We start from the raw sequence: 13,892 nt of genomic DNA on the forward strand, positions 1-13,892 counted from the left end.
CTCAGCGGCGGCCCCGACGAGGATGTCGTCTATGCGCCGACGTGAAGCCCTGCGCGATGCTCTGGTCGTATGCCGAGTTGTTCGGCGTAGTTGCGATGATGTTGCCACATCACAGTTGCGACCGCAGTTCCCGCCATGCCAACCGCAAATGATAAACTCAGTTCACGTCCAGGAGCGAAAGCAATATGCATCGTCGTAATCTGATCAAAGGGTTCGTTGCACTCGGCGCGTGTTCCATTTGCGCTGATGCCGTGGGGGCGGCGGGCACCCATTGGGGATATGCCGGCCCGGCCGGGCCCGAACACTGGGGCGAGCTGGACAAGGGAAATTTCGTCTGCTCGGCGGGCACGCAGCAATCGCCGATCGATATCAAGGGCGCGGTCAAAGCGGATATTCCGCACATCGCCATAGGTTGGCACAAGGCCGGCGGCAGGATGGTGAACAACGGCCACACCATCCAAGTCAACCTGCCGCAAGGCAGCACCCTCACCCGCGGGGATCGTGTCTACGAACTGGTACAGTTCCATTTCCATGCGCCGAGCGAACACTACGTGGCAGGCAAGAATTTTCCGATGGAAGCGCATTTCGTCCATAAGGACACCGACAGCGACACTCTGGGTGTGCTGGGCGTGTTTCTGGCGCCAGGCGCGACAAATGCCAGCTTCGCCAGCCTTGCCGCAGCATTTCCCGCAATCTCAGGTGAGGAAACAGCGGTCGACGAGGTCGAGCCCAACGGGCTTCTACCGGCCTCACTTAGCTATTGGACGTATGCGGGATCCTTGACGACTCCGCCATGCACCGAAAACGTCGAGTGGATGCTGGCGACGGAACCGGTTGAGGTCGACCCGGCAGACATGGAGCGATTTACCTCACTCTACCCCCTGAACGCGCGGCCTATCCGTTCACACAATCGGCGCTTCATCCTAGGCCTCGGCTGAGGTCCCCGTCACGGGCGAGGCCAGACTGGTGCGCTATATCGACGGCTGATCCCCAATATCGTGAGGATGCGCTCCGCGTCGCGGAGGCCCTTTGGGAGCTCATCCTAGTCCTGGACGCGGATCAAGACCAATTGGGCGACGGTCTTAAACCGTCTTATGAGGGAGAGGTACACGTGGCTTTCCTGTTCCAACAGCATCCGGCAGCACACCGAAGGGATAGGGAGCTAGAATTCAGATTGGACCTTCGCAAGGCGTGCACCGCGGATCAAACGCCGTTTCCTTGGGAAACATGGCTCAGTTTCGACAAAGCAAATGTAATCGCCCTAGCTGCCTCGATTGCGCTCTTGGTCGGGACGCAGGGGCCCCAGATCAACGACGCGGTCCTAAGCCAGCTGCGAACGATTCAGATCCACGATGCATTGCTCCGGCGCGACGTCGCCCGCGCTCGGACCGATATGGCATTGGACTACCGTTCGGTTGCTTCTACCGGACAGGCATTGCAAAGGGATCGTGAAAACTTGCAACGCTCTCTCGACATTTCGCCCGATGAGAGCTCCGGGCAATCCAAATTGCTCGCGCAGCTCATAAACTCGATCGAAAACAAAGAGGCTGCCATCTCAGCCTTGGTCAAGCAAAATCAGCTTATGCAAAGCTCTCTCGCAGATCTTGCTCGCTCGATTGGTCGCCTCGGGGGGGCACCGTCGGGCAGGGTTGAACTTTCGAAGCTGATCGTGTTTTCGGCTGAACCGGGGCTCACCCTCGCATCACAGATGGATCAGCCTCTCGACCGACTTGCTCCGAGCCAGGCCCGAGCTGCCGCGGATGCTATGGGCAATTTCCTGTCTTCTTTATGGAGGTTGGACCAAGCTGCCAATCAGATCGCATCCCTCGACACGTTCTCCATGGCCGTCGAACTGGAGCGAGAGCATCTGAAAGGCTACAGCTTGGCCAGCGCACAAGCGCAGCGTACGCGACTTTTCTTTGGCTTGGTGTCCATATGCCTCTGCTTGTTTGCGATCATTCGGCCCTCCAGGCAGCATCTGCGGACGAAACGGCTGGAAAGGCGGTTGGAGCTTGAAGCGGCAATGAGTGAGATCGTAGCTCGCTTCAACGATAGTAAAGCAAACAACGCCTCGGCGTGCTTTTCCACCGAAGCAGCGCTTAGACTCGTTCAACGCGTTTTCGATGCGGATCAATGCGCGCTTGCTCTGGTGGATCCGAGTCTCAGCAGGCATACCGAGTGCTTTGTGGCCAACACGTGCATACCCGTCTGGAACGTCGCGCTTATTGATCAAGTCGTTTCACTTGTCCGCCCCGGACGGCCAGTGTTTCGCGTCATTCCGGCGGCGGAAATGGTTCGGACCGCCATAGGCACTTCCGGTGTGTGTCAAATTGTTGGATGCCGGGTCTCCGATCAGCAGGCTGTGGTTTGCATCCTTGTTTTTGAAGGAGATCGTTCACTCCCCTCAGCAGACGACCTCCGGGTTCTTGCCAGTGCTATTGTGCGTTTAAGCAACCATCTTGAAATGCAACGTATAAATGCGGAACGCGACCTTCTGGTGAGTCGATGGGAGCATGTGGAAAGGCTGAGGACTGTCGGCACAATCGCAAGCGGCGTCACACATGAATTCAACAATATTTTAGGAGCAATAATTGGATACTCAGAGATTGCCAAAAGTCTTGTGCGTCGTCCCTCAAGAATTCGGAACCACATCGATCAAATCATCTTAGCTGGACACCGAGCAAAGCTGATCGTTGACCAGATTTTGTCACTCAGCCGAAACCGACAGCGCGTGGCAGTGCCTCTCAATGTCTCTGAAATTCTTATGGATCTTGCGCCATTGCTGCGGGTCACAGTTCGTGCCGATGTTCAGTTGAACTTCAAGATCAACGAGTGGCAAACGGTAATCGAGGGCAGCCCAACCGAGCTACAGCAGATTCTTATGAATCTGTGCAAGAACGCGTCGGAGGCTCTCTTGAATGAGGGCCGTGTCGAGGTTAGCGTTTCTCGCGCCCACGTCCGTCAAACGAAGCCGCTCGCTCAGGGCACCTTGAGACCGGGAGATTACGTTCTCCTCTCCATCAGCGACGATGGCCCAGGGATCGCAAGTTCGGTACTTCCGCATATCTTTGAGCCCTTTTTTACCACGCGCTCTCGCGTCGGCGGGACCGGACTGGGTCTTGCTGCAGTGGACAGCCATGTGAGCGCGCTCGCAGGATGCCTTGACGTCACCTCGGCTGTTGGCCGAGGTACGCGCTTTGATATCTACTTACCGGCCTCCGAGGAGGAGCCAGTCAGCGCTGGCATCGCTTTCGGTCCATACGACGGATCATTCGGCAACGGAGAAATCATTGCAGTCGTCGAGCCCGATCCAGCAGAGTTGGAGATCTACAAGGACGAGGTCGCCGCGCTGGGTTATAAGCCGGTCGGCTTCGCGACCTTCGAAAGTCTTTGCGGCTGGATCGAGAGCGGGAAGGCAGCTGACCTGCTAATTTTGGGTAAAACGCCTTTCCTCGAGCGAGGACAGGCCGAATCCGTATGCCCCACCCTCATGACGGTGCCTGTCATAGTTGTCGGTGAAATCGACCCCATGCCGGTCACATCTGATAATCAGGCCTTCGTCCTTTGGCTAGCGAAGCCGGTCTCGTCCAGGGCAATGGAGCATGCAATTCGTACAATGATGATGGCATGATGCCGCCGACTCGCTCAGGCTACCCAAGCAATCTGAGAAGGCCCGTCAAAAAGACATCGAAGCAGAACAAAATGACGCGTCACATCACAATCGACTTATCGATCCCGAGACGCTGTTCTAGCTAGCCTTAGTGCTTGTTAAGAAGGTCGGCTACTGTCTCTCCCCGTCGCCGGGCATCGGCGGCGAGCCATACCTCTCCCACCTCATACACTTCGCCTTGGGTACGGAACGGTACAATGACGTCAATGGCAGCCGACAGCATGTCAAGAAGCGTGCGGTCTTCCACAGCGGCTCCTTGCGGGCTGCTCTTGACGAGTGAAAAGAGCTTTTTAAAGCCTTGGACCGGATCAGCCCCATGAATCGTTGATATTGATCCCGCATGGCCGGAGACGACTTCGCTAAGGTAGGCCCAAGCAGCATCATCGCGCATCTCGCCAAGCAATATTCGATCAGGGCGCATGCGCAAGCTGGCTTGCAACAGTTGCTCGGCTGTCACCGCACCTACGCCTGCTCGGTCCTTCGGATAGAGTAACCGGACATGGTTCTCGTGCGGGATTGCAAGTTCGAGCGTGTCCTCGATACTTATCAGTCTCTCTTGCGGGGGTATAGCGTTGATCAAAGTCTTGCTCATTGTCGTTTTGCCGCTTCCAGTAGGTCCGCAAAGCAGCATCGTGAGCCGCCCGCAAACGCACGCTTGCAAAAATTGCTCCAAGTCACCATGGTCGTAGTGCTGAAGAATCGTTTCGTCCTGCCGCTCTTGGCGCTCCTTTCGTGACCGCCATTGATTCCAACGCGAGTATTCGTAGCGAGAAGAAACTTCCTTGAGTTCGGTCACACGACTTGAGGGACGCCGTATCGTCAGGCTTATTGTTCCTGAGGGAACAGCTGGCGGCAAACAGATCTGCAGCCGCTCTCCGTTCGGCAGCTCAGTCGCACAGAGGGGGCTTTGCGGTCCGACATCTTGCTTGCGCAGCGCTCCAGCGAGGATCGCGATGTCCTCCAGATCGTCATAAGATAGCGGCAGCGGATGTTTCGTGAAAACGCCGGCCTGTCGGACAAAGGCTTCCCCAGGCCGGTTGATAGCGACCTCTTCGGTCCTTGGCTCCTCAAGCCATTTCAGAACGGGGTCGAGAAGCAAACGCAATTGAGGATCAGCCTCCGATCGCATTGTTGTCTCTCCGGCGTTCGCGATGTTGGGGGGCTGGCGCCACGGCGGTCGCTCTAAGATCGTATACATCTGAGAAATCGAGGTCCCGAGCCACAAAGATGGATACAGCATCTCCCTGGTTTTTCTTCAGAGTTGGCGGAACGTTGATCGTCGCTCTCAGTGTCGTCTCGACGGCTTGTCCGCCATTGCTCTGGAAGCTGTTGATGCCGCTTCCTCCGCCAGAGCTGGCCGCGTATTGACCGGCCGCCTGAAACGCGCCTTGGATGACGCTCATGAGCATCGCTCCGCCAAAGCGTTGCCAGAAGTGATTGTCCACCGTGCCAGGCATTCCGGAGCGGCCGAGCTCGTCAGCGCCCGGCGATGCTATCGAAACGAGGGCATGGTCAGGTGTTTCGATGCGCGTCCATAGCACGAAGACACGCGCATCCCCCTGCTGGAGACCGCGCTGGATCTCGCCAATCACGGTCGTCCCGCGATCCAAGAGCACGACATTGTTGGTGGCGCCGCGGACGGCTTTAGGTAAGACGCACTTCACATAGCCGGGTAAATTTGTGTCGACTGCCGTTTGCAAAATGCACGGAATGATCGTTCCTTGAGTAATCACGAGATCAGGGTGCGGCATAAGTGTGGCCCGGCTCGGCTCCTGTATATCTGGCTTCAATCGGCCTGACAGATCGCCACCGTTTGAAATCTCATCCGCGGTCGCGGGAGCATCCTTATGGTTGTCTTCGCTCCGCTGACCGTCATTGGGCATTTGACTGCTGCTACTGTAGGCGAAAATTGGCGTTTCCTCGGGCGGCGGATCAGCTGGCGCCGGTGGGGGCGGCGCGGATGGCGCAGGATCTCCTGCCTGGGCCGCCTGTACGGGTGCTGGAGGTTCGGGAGCAATCTCAATTGGCACAGGGCGGAATGGCTCGGCGTTGGCGACAATTGGCGGTTTTGGCTGAGACGGATCGTCTTGTGTGCCGGGACGACCTCCGAGCCAGATGAGCGATAGAGATGAGACGAGAACAAGAGCAGCGACGGCCAACTTCTGCAATCCCGAAACATGCCGGCGGGCCGGCTCCGAGACCATCGATCCGGATGCATGGACATCATGTCCCGACTGTGGGCCGGTTTCATTCATCGGCCCGAGCCTTTCAAAACGCGCCACACGTCGGGTGTCACTGTACCGGTCACTGGCGCTCGTCCCACAGGATCATAAGCCCTGTTGAAAATGGACAAGACCGTATTGCCATCTCTCAGACGCCATTCCCGGGCGACTGCGGATACTTCAACATAGTCCCCTTTGACCGTGTAATTGGCAGCGGCTTCTTTCCCGTCGGGATTGATAACGTAGAGGGAGGGTATGCGGGAATTGCTTGCGAAGCCAAATACGGTCGTAAAGCCATTATCGAAAACTTCCAGCGGCGCCAGCGATCGATCGCCCTTTGCGACGTAGTGAAAATTGCTTTCGTCCGGACTGGCAGTTGCGGCGGGCCGATTCAACAAATCCTGAACTCTCTGGTCTTGCAGCACTTTCGCCCGGGCCTGGCCAAGAATCGAGCGCCTTTCTGCTTCCTTTCTCTGAGCAGCAGCCTCATCAGCAGGATAGGTGAACTGCACACTGTAGTATAGGTCTGGTTGCTGCTCATCAAGTTTTGGCATCGGTTTGGTTGAAATACTGAAGACGTATCTGCGTGTACCGGACTCGCTCTCGGCCAGCACGATGACCGGCTGCGGCGACAGCATCCGGCTAGCCTTAAAAAAGAGATAGTTGGCGCGCGGGAGCGCAGCCAGGTCTTTGCTATTGGAAACGGCCACGGCTGCGACGGTCTCGTTGGCCGCGAATGTGACAACCAGCGTTGCCCCCACTGCGGTCGATAGGCGCACCACTTCGTCGGGACGGTAAGCCAGGTAGCGCATCCGCGCATCATGCTTGCCGGCAAGTGGCGTGTCTTCCGCGCACGCTTCCGTCGCGAAGAGGAGTGAACAGGCCAGCGCGAAAAATGCTCTTTTTGTCATGGCTGCGCATAGCCCAGGTTCGATACGGTATCTTCCGAGGCTTGATAGGAGGTGACGAGTAGACCTCCCGGATTGGTGAGCCTCGATTGGCCAGGCAGACCCGTCAGGCGCTCGTAACGGATGGTAGCTGTCCATGTGGTCACTATCGGCATCTGCCCATCGACAACAAGCATACGTTTGTATCGGATCTGTTGAACGTCGGGACTGAGGTCGTTTGAGGAAATATGCCCGACCTCGAGCTTGCCGCGCTTGCCGACCGTGACTTGCGGCGAGGTGGGATTTGGATAGTTGAAGAAATCTTGATATTGCTGTTGCACAGCCGGTGCGCTGAAACTGGACACGAGGTCATAGGCGTATTGGGCTGTATCTGCTGTGTAGCCCTCGCGCAGGCGTACATATTCCCACAGCGAAGCATTTATGACGGCTCGGTCTTGAGTTGCGGGCAGTCGAGAGATTGACACTTCGCTGTCAACGGTCCCGTCCGGCCGCACCCAGAGGAACACAGGTACGAGCTTGGCCAACGGGACCATGGCAGCGATGGTAAATGCCTGGGCAACATTTCCGAGGACCGCCGCTGCCGCAAAGGCTATAAGGGCCTTTGACAGGCGCCGCGCAGACTTCGCTCGTGAAGTTTGAAACGCTTCCACCTTCTTGTAGTGAGCAGCTAGCGTTTCTCTCTCCACCAGAAGGGCATGTTCAGGAAATTTCACTTGGGCTCTTCCGTACACTCAACCTGAAGATCCTCAGGTGTGGTTTCCCATTGTCCCGCGTTCAGTTGGAATGGCGTACCCGTGCAGGTCGCAAGCCGATCGGTTGTCTTGCAGGCCGCCAAAGCGAGGATTGACAACAGTAGATAGCGTTTCATGTTTTTGATACCGCGCTTGTTGATTGATTAACCACGTGCCGTTTTGGCAAAGTAGCGATTGAGGTTGTTTGGAGCTCGGTTCGCCCCTGACCAAGAGCCGCCGGCGATGCTGCTGGCGATCGTCGGAAGTGCGACGATCAGAGCGTCGCCAGCCAGGAAAAGCATGTCGATCTCGTAAAGCCCGATGATCTTGGCTGCTGTCGTGCTCGAGAATTTGATCATAACAAGCATGGCTGTCAGCGCGACTGCTTCGGCCGCGATAACTATCGTCGCAACGATGTTGAGAAGGAGAAGCAGCAGCCCGTACGAGACAAGTTGGCCGATCCATCTGGTAGCCATGTCTCGAGTGTGATCAAAAAGGTAGCCGACAAGAACCAGGGGGCCGATCGCCAAGAGCACCTTCGTCAAAATTCCAACGGCATCATAGATTTCGAACGCTGTCCACAGCGAGCCGTAGAAAATCCATTGCGCTCCCTCGAAAGCAAGTGTGTCCTGGCCGTTCATAGGCCCGATTTCGGATGCAATCATCTGAAAGGCATACTGAGTTGAAGCAAACATCCAGTCGAGCTTCCGGGGAATATCGACGAAGGGTAAGTCGCTGCTACTCATCTGGTGAGCAAGCCTTGGAATCGTGTCGTCGAACACCGTTTCAATGTATTTCTGGTAGTTGGCCTGCCCTAAGATAAGGCCGACGACAATCGACACCATGATTACGCGAGAGATACCTCCACGCGCATCGACTTGACCACGCATGACCAGACAGCCTTGGATTATTATCCAAAGCGTCACACAAGCAACCAGAGGCGCGCTGATCGCCTCTTGGATTTTTTCAAGCACGTTGTGCAGCCCTGACGTGAAGGCCACATGAAAGACCGTGTGTATGGCCGTGAATGGCGCGGGAATGCTGAAATTCATGGCATGAGCCTGATTTGTCCCTGATCAGCGGAGTTGAGCCGGATGAACTCTGTGTGGTTCACGGCAGGCTGAACATCTTGGCGGTGTCCTGGCGTTCCCGACGCTGCGTGGCGGCCTCCTCCACTGCGTGAAGGCTCCCTTGTGCAGTGGCCATCGTCAGCAGACTGGTGGCCTGGACATTTTGGATGATCGCATCGTGAATCTGCTTGAGGACCAGACCGTTGGTCACGGTGGCCTGCACAATATTTCTCGAGCTGGAAAGCTGACCAAGCGTGTTGTCGTTAGCCCTAAGGCGCTTGTCCATTACGTCCAGAGTGTCGGCTGCAAGACCTGCGGCATTGGCGGCACCAGCGATTTGCCCCTCTAACAGTTTCCCTTCTGCATCGGTGCCGGTGACTATCCGAGTTGGGTCCTGCGCAATGTTACGCGCCATGGTCGAAACTGGCGCCCGAGCATCAAACATCTGCCCCTCCAGCTTATTGCTCGACGGGTAGTGATTTCCTTGGTTCAGTGCGCCCAACAGTCCTGTGACACCGAATGACGACTTTAGCATATCCACCATTTCGATCGTGGTAGCGAGCGTCGCGATTGACCTCTCAAGGATCGCCGCATTGGAAACCGCTGTTAAGGTCACTTGTGTTTCTGTTAACGGGTCGCTGACGACAAATTGCGACCGGGCCTGTGTGCTAAGCAGAAAGGAAGCAGCAAGCGTTGTTGCTGCAAGCTTGGCAAATCTCATGAATATTCCTCCGTCAGTCTTGAATTTCGTGGTAACGAGCCATGAACTTGTCGAGCCACCCACTTGGGGCATCTCCGTACTGGTCACGAAGCTGGTCGGCAAAGCGCACGGTGTTGGCCCGCCCCGAGAGTACGGCTACATACTCGCGCATCTGCCCAAGGTCGAATTCGCAAACAACACTCCCGCTGTCGCGCTTGAGCAAAAACTTGCGGCTGCCAATTGCCATTCCCTGGCGGATTGCCTCGAACTCCTGCGTGGTGCACTTCAAGCCATCGACATACGCAGCCCGATCCGCCGTCGGTGATGGGTAGAAAATCTTCGTCATGCATTGTGCAACGAGACTAGCTCCGAGGGGCGATTGAAGCACGTGTTCAGGCTGCTGCGTTGCGAGTATCAACATCCCGTTGTTTTTGCGGACGGTGAGCAAGAACTTGTCGATCACAGCCGAGAACTGGGGGTTGAGCAGATAGAAGCGAAATTCGTCGCAGCTCATGACAAACCGACGGCCATCGACAACAGCGCCCACGCGGTGCAGAAGATATGCGGCAGCCGGCGCGCAGACCTCCTCAAATTCCAGGAGCTGCGTCATGTCGAAGCCTGTAATGGAGGCATCCAGTCTTACTTCGTCGACATCGCCGTCAAAGGCCCATCCAAGCGCATTCCCTCTACACCACCGCTGCAGCCGTGCTCCTGCGCCCTCGGAGGGGCTGTGCAGCAGAAATTCGCGTAGGCCCGCAATTGAGCGCATGACGGGTTCGAACGAAAGTTGACGAACAATGCCACGTTCTAGTCGACGGCTTTCCTCCGGCGAGATCGGACCACGGCCGTCACTCTCGATTAGGGCCATCAACCATTCGCGCAGAAAGTCCAACGAGGCGGAGGTGTTGTCCAGTCCACGCAAGGGGGCCAAGCCGCTCGGAGCGCCTCTGCGCAAGGCTAGATATGTCCCCCCCGTGGCTCGCACCAGCAGTTCACCACCCCGGTCCTTATCGAAAAATACGATGGCACCATCGCGATCGACCAGGCTTTGCTCAAGCATCGCGAGGATAAAGGTCATCAGCGTCGTCTTGCCTTTGCCGACGGGCCCGAATATCGCCGTCATGCCGACGTCATCCTCATGGGGGATGTAGTCGAAAGAAGTTCCACCGTTCGTGCGAAAGCGCGCAACCGCTTTGCCCCAGTGGCCGGAAGTGGAACCGCTTGGGAAGTTTTCAAATGACACAAGCCCGGCAAAATTGTGCGAGGTGATCGCCCCCGGGCGTGTGCGCCACCTGTTGTTCCCCGGAAGTTGGGACCAGTACGCGGCCTCCATGCCGATACCCTCTTGGACGATAACGGCGCCCGCGTCGGCCAGCCTTGCGCGCGCATTTGCTGCACGATCTGCAAGGCTGTTGAGGCTGTCGGCATGGACGCACAGGCTCAGATGATGCGAACCCATGACGAACTCGTTGCTTGCCAGTGCGTCCTCTGCCTCGGCAAGTTCATTGATCTGGGTGAGAGCCTTGTCGCCGGCGCTCGTCATCTGGCTGGACTTAAGGCTAAGCTTCGCATGAGCTTGTGGCCGAGTGAGGAAGGAAAAGCTCTGGCTGAGGACAAGCGGAAAGTTGGCGGACAGCAAGGGATTTAGCATGCCTGGCCGCGTGGTCGCGGGATATTCACGGAACGAAAACAATGATCCCACGGAGCTGCCCCCGGGTCGTCGAATCTCAAGCGCCCGCTTCCCGCAGATGACTTGGTCAGTGTAGATCGAGGCGCCAAGTGAGCCGGTAACCATCGGAACCGGGAGAAACCGGCACGTCATTATCAGCCGAAGCGCCTCACCGATTTCCGTGAAGAGCACGTTGCCTTTCTCACGAATACCCAACCGGCGCAGACCGTAACCGCCGAGCGACCCAGCAATGATCTGCCAGAGGTCCTCCAGGCTTCGAATTTGTGTGGCCAGATCGTTGTCATTGCGTCTGGGGGATTTGGCAATGCGCCAGCCGATCTTGCCGATTGCGGTGCGGGGGAACACGACGACAGTGAGGAAGTGATCGTTGCGAAACAGCTTGCCCGACAGCACACGGCTCTCATAGGCCTCGTTCAGACTGTCAGCGAATGCGCTTTGAAACTGGCGCGATGCCGGCTCCGGCACATCGTTGTTTCGCACAAGATGGGCGTATAGCGTGACATTGTCGTCGGCGATGTTGCGCAAGAGAGTGTTGAACGCGCGGCAGCGCGAGTTGCGCATCTCAGCGTCCTCCAAATCAAACGGCAGCCCGTTCACATGTGCCATGGCCATGATCGATCCGTCCTCCAGAAGGACAACCTGATCGCTTAGATGACCGACATACGGAAGGTAGATCTCGCCAGATCTCTCGGTCCGGCCACTGGCGCCAAACATTACACCATTCCTCTTCCGCGTTTCGGCACTCTGATCGGATTGGCGCTGACGCTCGCGCCGCCCCAGACCTGTCCGTCCACGCTTCTGCCGGCGGTCTGCAAATAGAGGAACGCGACGCTTGCGGCGTTATAGTCACGCTCAACGATCAGCCGTGCTCCGAACCAGAGTGGCACGAGCACGATTTCATAAAGTGGGTTCTTAAGGATAATGATGACGAGCCCCGCCAACATCATGAGCGCTCCGGCCAGCGTCAGCGGCACCCCCAGAAAAAGTGCGGGGCGTGTCGCCGCCACATAGAGGGTGCTCACTTCCAACCGGTCGCTCATCAGCCGCCGCCTATGAGCGCCTTGCCCAGGAAGCTGGCGCCAAACATGATGACGATTCCTCCAACGACGCCCGCAACCAGGCCAAGTGAAGCACGACCGAACATCCAGGAGATACCGATGGCCACGAGTCCGAGCACGGCCAGCGATTGTCCGAAGGGGCCAAGTATGAAGGTGCAGATATTCTGGACCATCTTGGCAGGATCCGTCCCTCCGGTCACCTGGGCCGCGGCTGGCCCGCTGGACAAGACCGTCCACGCAACGCCCGCAGCAGCGGCCGGTACATATTCAGCCGCCATGCGCAGCATGAAAAAAGGCAAAGGAACACGCGTTTTAAACGCACGAAATATTTTGAGTGGCTTCATCATTGCATCTCCATGATTCAATCGAATACGAGTTTGTTCGGGTTCGAGGGTTCCCGCTCTTCCGCAGCCTGGCTGCCTGTCGGACCGGAGGGATCGGCCCCGGAGCGGTTTGACTGATAGGAGCCCCAGATGTCCCAGGAATTTTGGTTGGGCTGCTTTCTATTGGCCTGTTGGCTCTGTTGGAGCAGAGGCGGCACGTCTTTCCGACCGGGTGCCTCGAGGTCTGGCACATCTTGAGCGGTGGGCTCCAGCGTTCGCTCAAGGAGACTTGACATGTCCTTTGCGGCCGACTCGACCTTGCGTACATAACCGTTGGCGAAGCCACGCGTGACGTCGCCCGTGTTATAGGCCGAGATGGCACGGCGAAGCGCCAGTTGCTGCGCCAAAGCAGTCGCGCCGCCGGCATACCGGCTTTCAAGTAAGTGGGCGGCAGCCGAAAGCGAGGCGCAGGGCTCGAAAGCCTTTTCCGGCGTGAGATTGAGTATGGGAAAGTTGTTGCTGTTTATCTGCATCAATCCAACGTCGACAGAATGTTGTGCTTCGAGGCGGTGCTTGATGCCCCGCGTGGCTTCCAGGTGATCTATCCAGCGAAGCTGCTCACCTGTGGTGTTGTCATGAGCCACCAGTGTTTCAAAGCCACTTTCAACCTTGGCAATCGCGGCGAGGGTGGACGGCGCAACCCATGGAGCGCATTTGCGCGACAGGCTGTGGAACTCACGGGGAGAAAGTGGCGCGGGCTCGGCTGGGAGTGACATGGATGTCAACAGGACGATGGCCAGGGGCCAAGCTGCAATAAACATTCCCTATCACCTACCTTTCCAAGCCGCCGGACGGGTTCTGGCCCTGTCCGGCACGCGCTTATCGGGGAGGTTTGTTACTCTGTGATGTTCAATTTCAGCTTTTCGGTTTCAACTGAAGCAAAGACCGTGTTCGTGTCAGCATGGGTGAGCATCTTGCGCATGCGTGAGTGCGCGGGCCCGATCAGCCAGCGACATCCGGAGCATCTTGGTATGATGACTCCTGTGCAGGATTGCTCGTCCCCGCCGTCCGTTGCTCTTGGACCGGGGCCCGCGACTTCGTCGTCATGGATGGTGATGGGATCTTCTGTCAGCGCCAAGCCAAGGACAAAATGGGAAGCTTGGCGGGTTTGTTCAGGCTCGGGATCACCGTGGGGAATCGACGAAGGCGATAAAGCAGCCCAACTTTGCCGGTATGCTGCCGGTGCTTTAAGAGCAGCCATGCGCGGCCCTGCACACTCAGATCATTGCTTGAGACGCGAGCTCGTCCGCGAAGCTGGCTCGAAGGCGCAAATCCGCGGGGGCGAGGGTCAACGGGGAAGACGTGGCGGCGCAGCCCATCCTGGTGCGAGCCTGGTTCAGCTGTTCGGCCGCCGCCGGCAACGGGTGGATCATGCACAGTCCCATCGGCAGAAAACCGCACGCCATTAACGGAGTGCGACGGCGCAATGGACAAGCATAGTGACACCCTCCAGATGGAGG

General features: G+C 57.3%; 14 protein-coding genes. 2 read left to right on the forward strand and 12 right to left on the reverse strand.

Annotated features, from left to right (window positions below):
* Positions 1 to 185: 185 nt before the first annotated feature.
* Together AC0L2Z_RS28145 and AC0L2Z_RS28150 are read left to right on the forward strand one after the other, a co-directional pair.
* Complete coding sequence (locus AC0L2Z_RS28145) at positions 186 to 938, forward strand: carbonic anhydrase (RefSeq protein WP_473489534.1); 753 nt, start codon at positions 186 to 188, stop codon at positions 936 to 938.
* Positions 939 to 1,069: 131 nt separating this feature from the next.
* Positions 1,070 to 3,631, forward strand: coding sequence for a two-component system VirA-like sensor kinase (locus AC0L2Z_RS28150; RefSeq protein ID WP_473629887.1), 2,562 nt, complete (start codon positions 1,070 to 1,072; stop codon positions 3,629 to 3,631).
* Positions 3,632 to 3,758: 127 nt separating this feature from the next.
* Here AC0L2Z_RS28150 and virB11 read toward each other — a convergent pair whose 3' ends face one another.
* From virB11 to AC0L2Z_RS28210, 12 genes are all read right to left on the reverse strand, one after another.
* Complete coding sequence (gene virB11 / locus AC0L2Z_RS28155; RefSeq protein ID WP_473479389.1) at positions 3,759 to 4,799, reverse strand: P-type DNA transfer ATPase VirB11; 1,041 nt, start codon at positions 4,797 to 4,799, stop codon at positions 3,759 to 3,761.
* Positions 4,783 to 5,925 carry a type IV secretion system protein VirB10 gene (gene virB10 / locus AC0L2Z_RS28160; protein ID WP_473479386.1) on the reverse strand — a complete coding sequence of 381 codons (1,143 nt, stop codon included), beginning with the start codon at positions 5,923 to 5,925 and terminating at the stop codon, positions 4,783 to 4,785. The genes virB11 and virB10 overlap by 17 nt, the downstream gene beginning before the upstream one ends.
* Complete coding sequence (locus tag AC0L2Z_RS28165; protein ID WP_473479384.1) at positions 5,922 to 6,803, reverse strand: TrbG/VirB9 family P-type conjugative transfer protein; 882 nt, start codon at positions 6,801 to 6,803, stop codon at positions 5,922 to 5,924. The genes virB10 and AC0L2Z_RS28165 overlap by 4 nt, the downstream gene beginning before the upstream one ends.
* Entirely contained in the window at positions 6,800 to 7,513 is a 714-nt protein-coding gene (locus AC0L2Z_RS28170) for a type IV secretion system protein VirB8 (RefSeq protein ID WP_473479381.1), read from the reverse strand. Before AC0L2Z_RS28170 ends, AC0L2Z_RS28165 begins: the two co-directional genes overlap by 4 nt.
* Positions 7,510 to 7,668, reverse strand: a complete 159-nt coding sequence (locus AC0L2Z_RS28175) for a type IV secretion system lipoprotein VirB7 (protein ID WP_082827328.1) — start codon at positions 7,666 to 7,668, stop codon at positions 7,510 to 7,512. Before AC0L2Z_RS28175 ends, AC0L2Z_RS28170 begins: the two co-directional genes overlap by 4 nt.
* Before the next feature lie 27 nt (positions 7,669 to 7,695).
* On the reverse strand, positions 7,696 to 8,583 hold the full coding sequence (locus AC0L2Z_RS28180; RefSeq protein ID WP_473479378.1) for a type IV secretion system protein: 888 nt from the start codon (positions 8,581 to 8,583) through the stop codon (positions 7,696 to 7,698).
* Positions 8,584 to 8,641: 58 nt separating this feature from the next.
* Positions 8,642 to 9,322, reverse strand: a complete 681-nt coding sequence (locus tag AC0L2Z_RS28185; RefSeq protein WP_473479374.1) for a TrbJ/VirB5 family protein — start codon at positions 9,320 to 9,322, stop codon at positions 8,642 to 8,644.
* A gap of 13 nt (positions 9,323 to 9,335) precedes the next feature.
* A complete protein-coding gene (gene virB4, locus AC0L2Z_RS28190) occupies positions 9,336 to 11,705 on the reverse strand; it encodes a type IV secretion/conjugal transfer ATPase VirB4 (protein ID WP_473479372.1) in 2,370 nt (789 codons plus the stop codon).
* Positions 11,705 to 12,031: a type IV secretion system protein VirB3 gene (locus tag AC0L2Z_RS28195; RefSeq protein ID WP_473479370.1), complete on the reverse strand. Its 327-nt coding sequence runs from the start codon at positions 12,029 to 12,031 to the stop codon at positions 11,705 to 11,707. Before AC0L2Z_RS28195 ends, virB4 begins: the two co-directional genes overlap by 1 nt.
* The gene (gene virB2 / locus AC0L2Z_RS28200; RefSeq protein ID WP_473479368.1) at positions 12,031 to 12,396 is read right to left on the reverse strand and encodes a pilin major subunit VirB2; all 366 of its coding nucleotides are present in this window, start codon (positions 12,394 to 12,396) and stop codon (positions 12,031 to 12,033) included. The genes AC0L2Z_RS28195 and virB2 overlap by 1 nt, the downstream gene beginning before the upstream one ends.
* Positions 12,397 to 12,410: 14 nt before the next feature.
* Positions 12,411 to 13,193, reverse strand: coding sequence for a type IV secretion system lytic transglycosylase VirB1 (locus tag AC0L2Z_RS28205; protein ID WP_473479366.1), 783 nt, complete (start codon positions 13,191 to 13,193; stop codon positions 12,411 to 12,413).
* 74 nt (positions 13,194 to 13,267) lie between these two features.
* A complete protein-coding gene (locus tag AC0L2Z_RS28210) occupies positions 13,268 to 13,633 on the reverse strand; it encodes a hypothetical protein (protein WP_473479364.1) in 366 nt (121 codons plus the stop codon).
* Between the last annotated feature and the right edge of the window lie 259 nt (positions 13,634 to 13,892).

This window comes from Mesorhizobium sp. WSM4850 (assembly GCF_055811735.1).

What these genes read in the sequence shown, in the direction of transcription:
- AC0L2Z_RS28145 (WP_473489534.1), top strand. Translation starts at nt 186, where the DNA reads ATGCATCGTCGTAATCTGATCAAAGGGTTCGTTGCACTCGGCGCGTGT.
- virB11 (WP_473479389.1), bottom strand. Translation starts at nt 4,799, where the DNA reads ATGCGATCGGAGGCTGATCCTCAATTGCGTTTGCTTCTCGACCCCGTT.
- virB10 (WP_473479386.1), bottom strand. Translation starts at nt 5,925, where the DNA reads ATGAATGAAACCGGCCCACAGTCGGGACATGATGTCCATGCATCCGGA.
- AC0L2Z_RS28165 (WP_473479384.1), bottom strand. Translation starts at nt 6,803, where the DNA reads ATGACAAAAAGAGCATTTTTCGCGCTGGCCTGTTCACTCCTCTTCGCG.
- AC0L2Z_RS28175 (WP_082827328.1), bottom strand. Translation starts at nt 7,668, where the DNA reads ATGAAACGCTATCTACTGTTGTCAATCCTCGCTTTGGCGGCCTGCAAG.
- AC0L2Z_RS28180 (WP_473479378.1), bottom strand. Translation starts at nt 8,583, where the DNA reads ATGAATTTCAGCATTCCCGCGCCATTCACGGCCATACACACGGTCTTT.
- AC0L2Z_RS28185 (WP_473479374.1), bottom strand. Translation starts at nt 9,322, where the DNA reads ATGAGATTTGCCAAGCTTGCAGCAACAACGCTTGCTGCTTCCTTTCTG.
- virB4 (WP_473479372.1), bottom strand. Translation starts at nt 11,705, where the DNA reads ATGTTTGGCGCCAGTGGCCGGACCGAGAGATCTGGCGAGATCTACCTT.
- AC0L2Z_RS28195 (WP_473479370.1), bottom strand. Translation starts at nt 12,031, where the DNA reads ATGAGCGACCGGTTGGAAGTGAGCACCCTCTATGTGGCGGCGACACGC.
- virB2 (WP_473479368.1), bottom strand. Translation starts at nt 12,396, where the DNA reads ATGATGAAGCCACTCAAAATATTTCGTGCGTTTAAAACGCGTGTTCCT.
- AC0L2Z_RS28205 (WP_473479366.1), bottom strand. Translation starts at nt 13,193, where the DNA reads ATGTTTATTGCAGCTTGGCCCCTGGCCATCGTCCTGTTGACATCCATG.
- AC0L2Z_RS28210 (WP_473479364.1), bottom strand. Translation starts at nt 13,633, where the DNA reads ATGGCTGCTCTTAAAGCACCGGCAGCATACCGGCAAAGTTGGGCTGCT.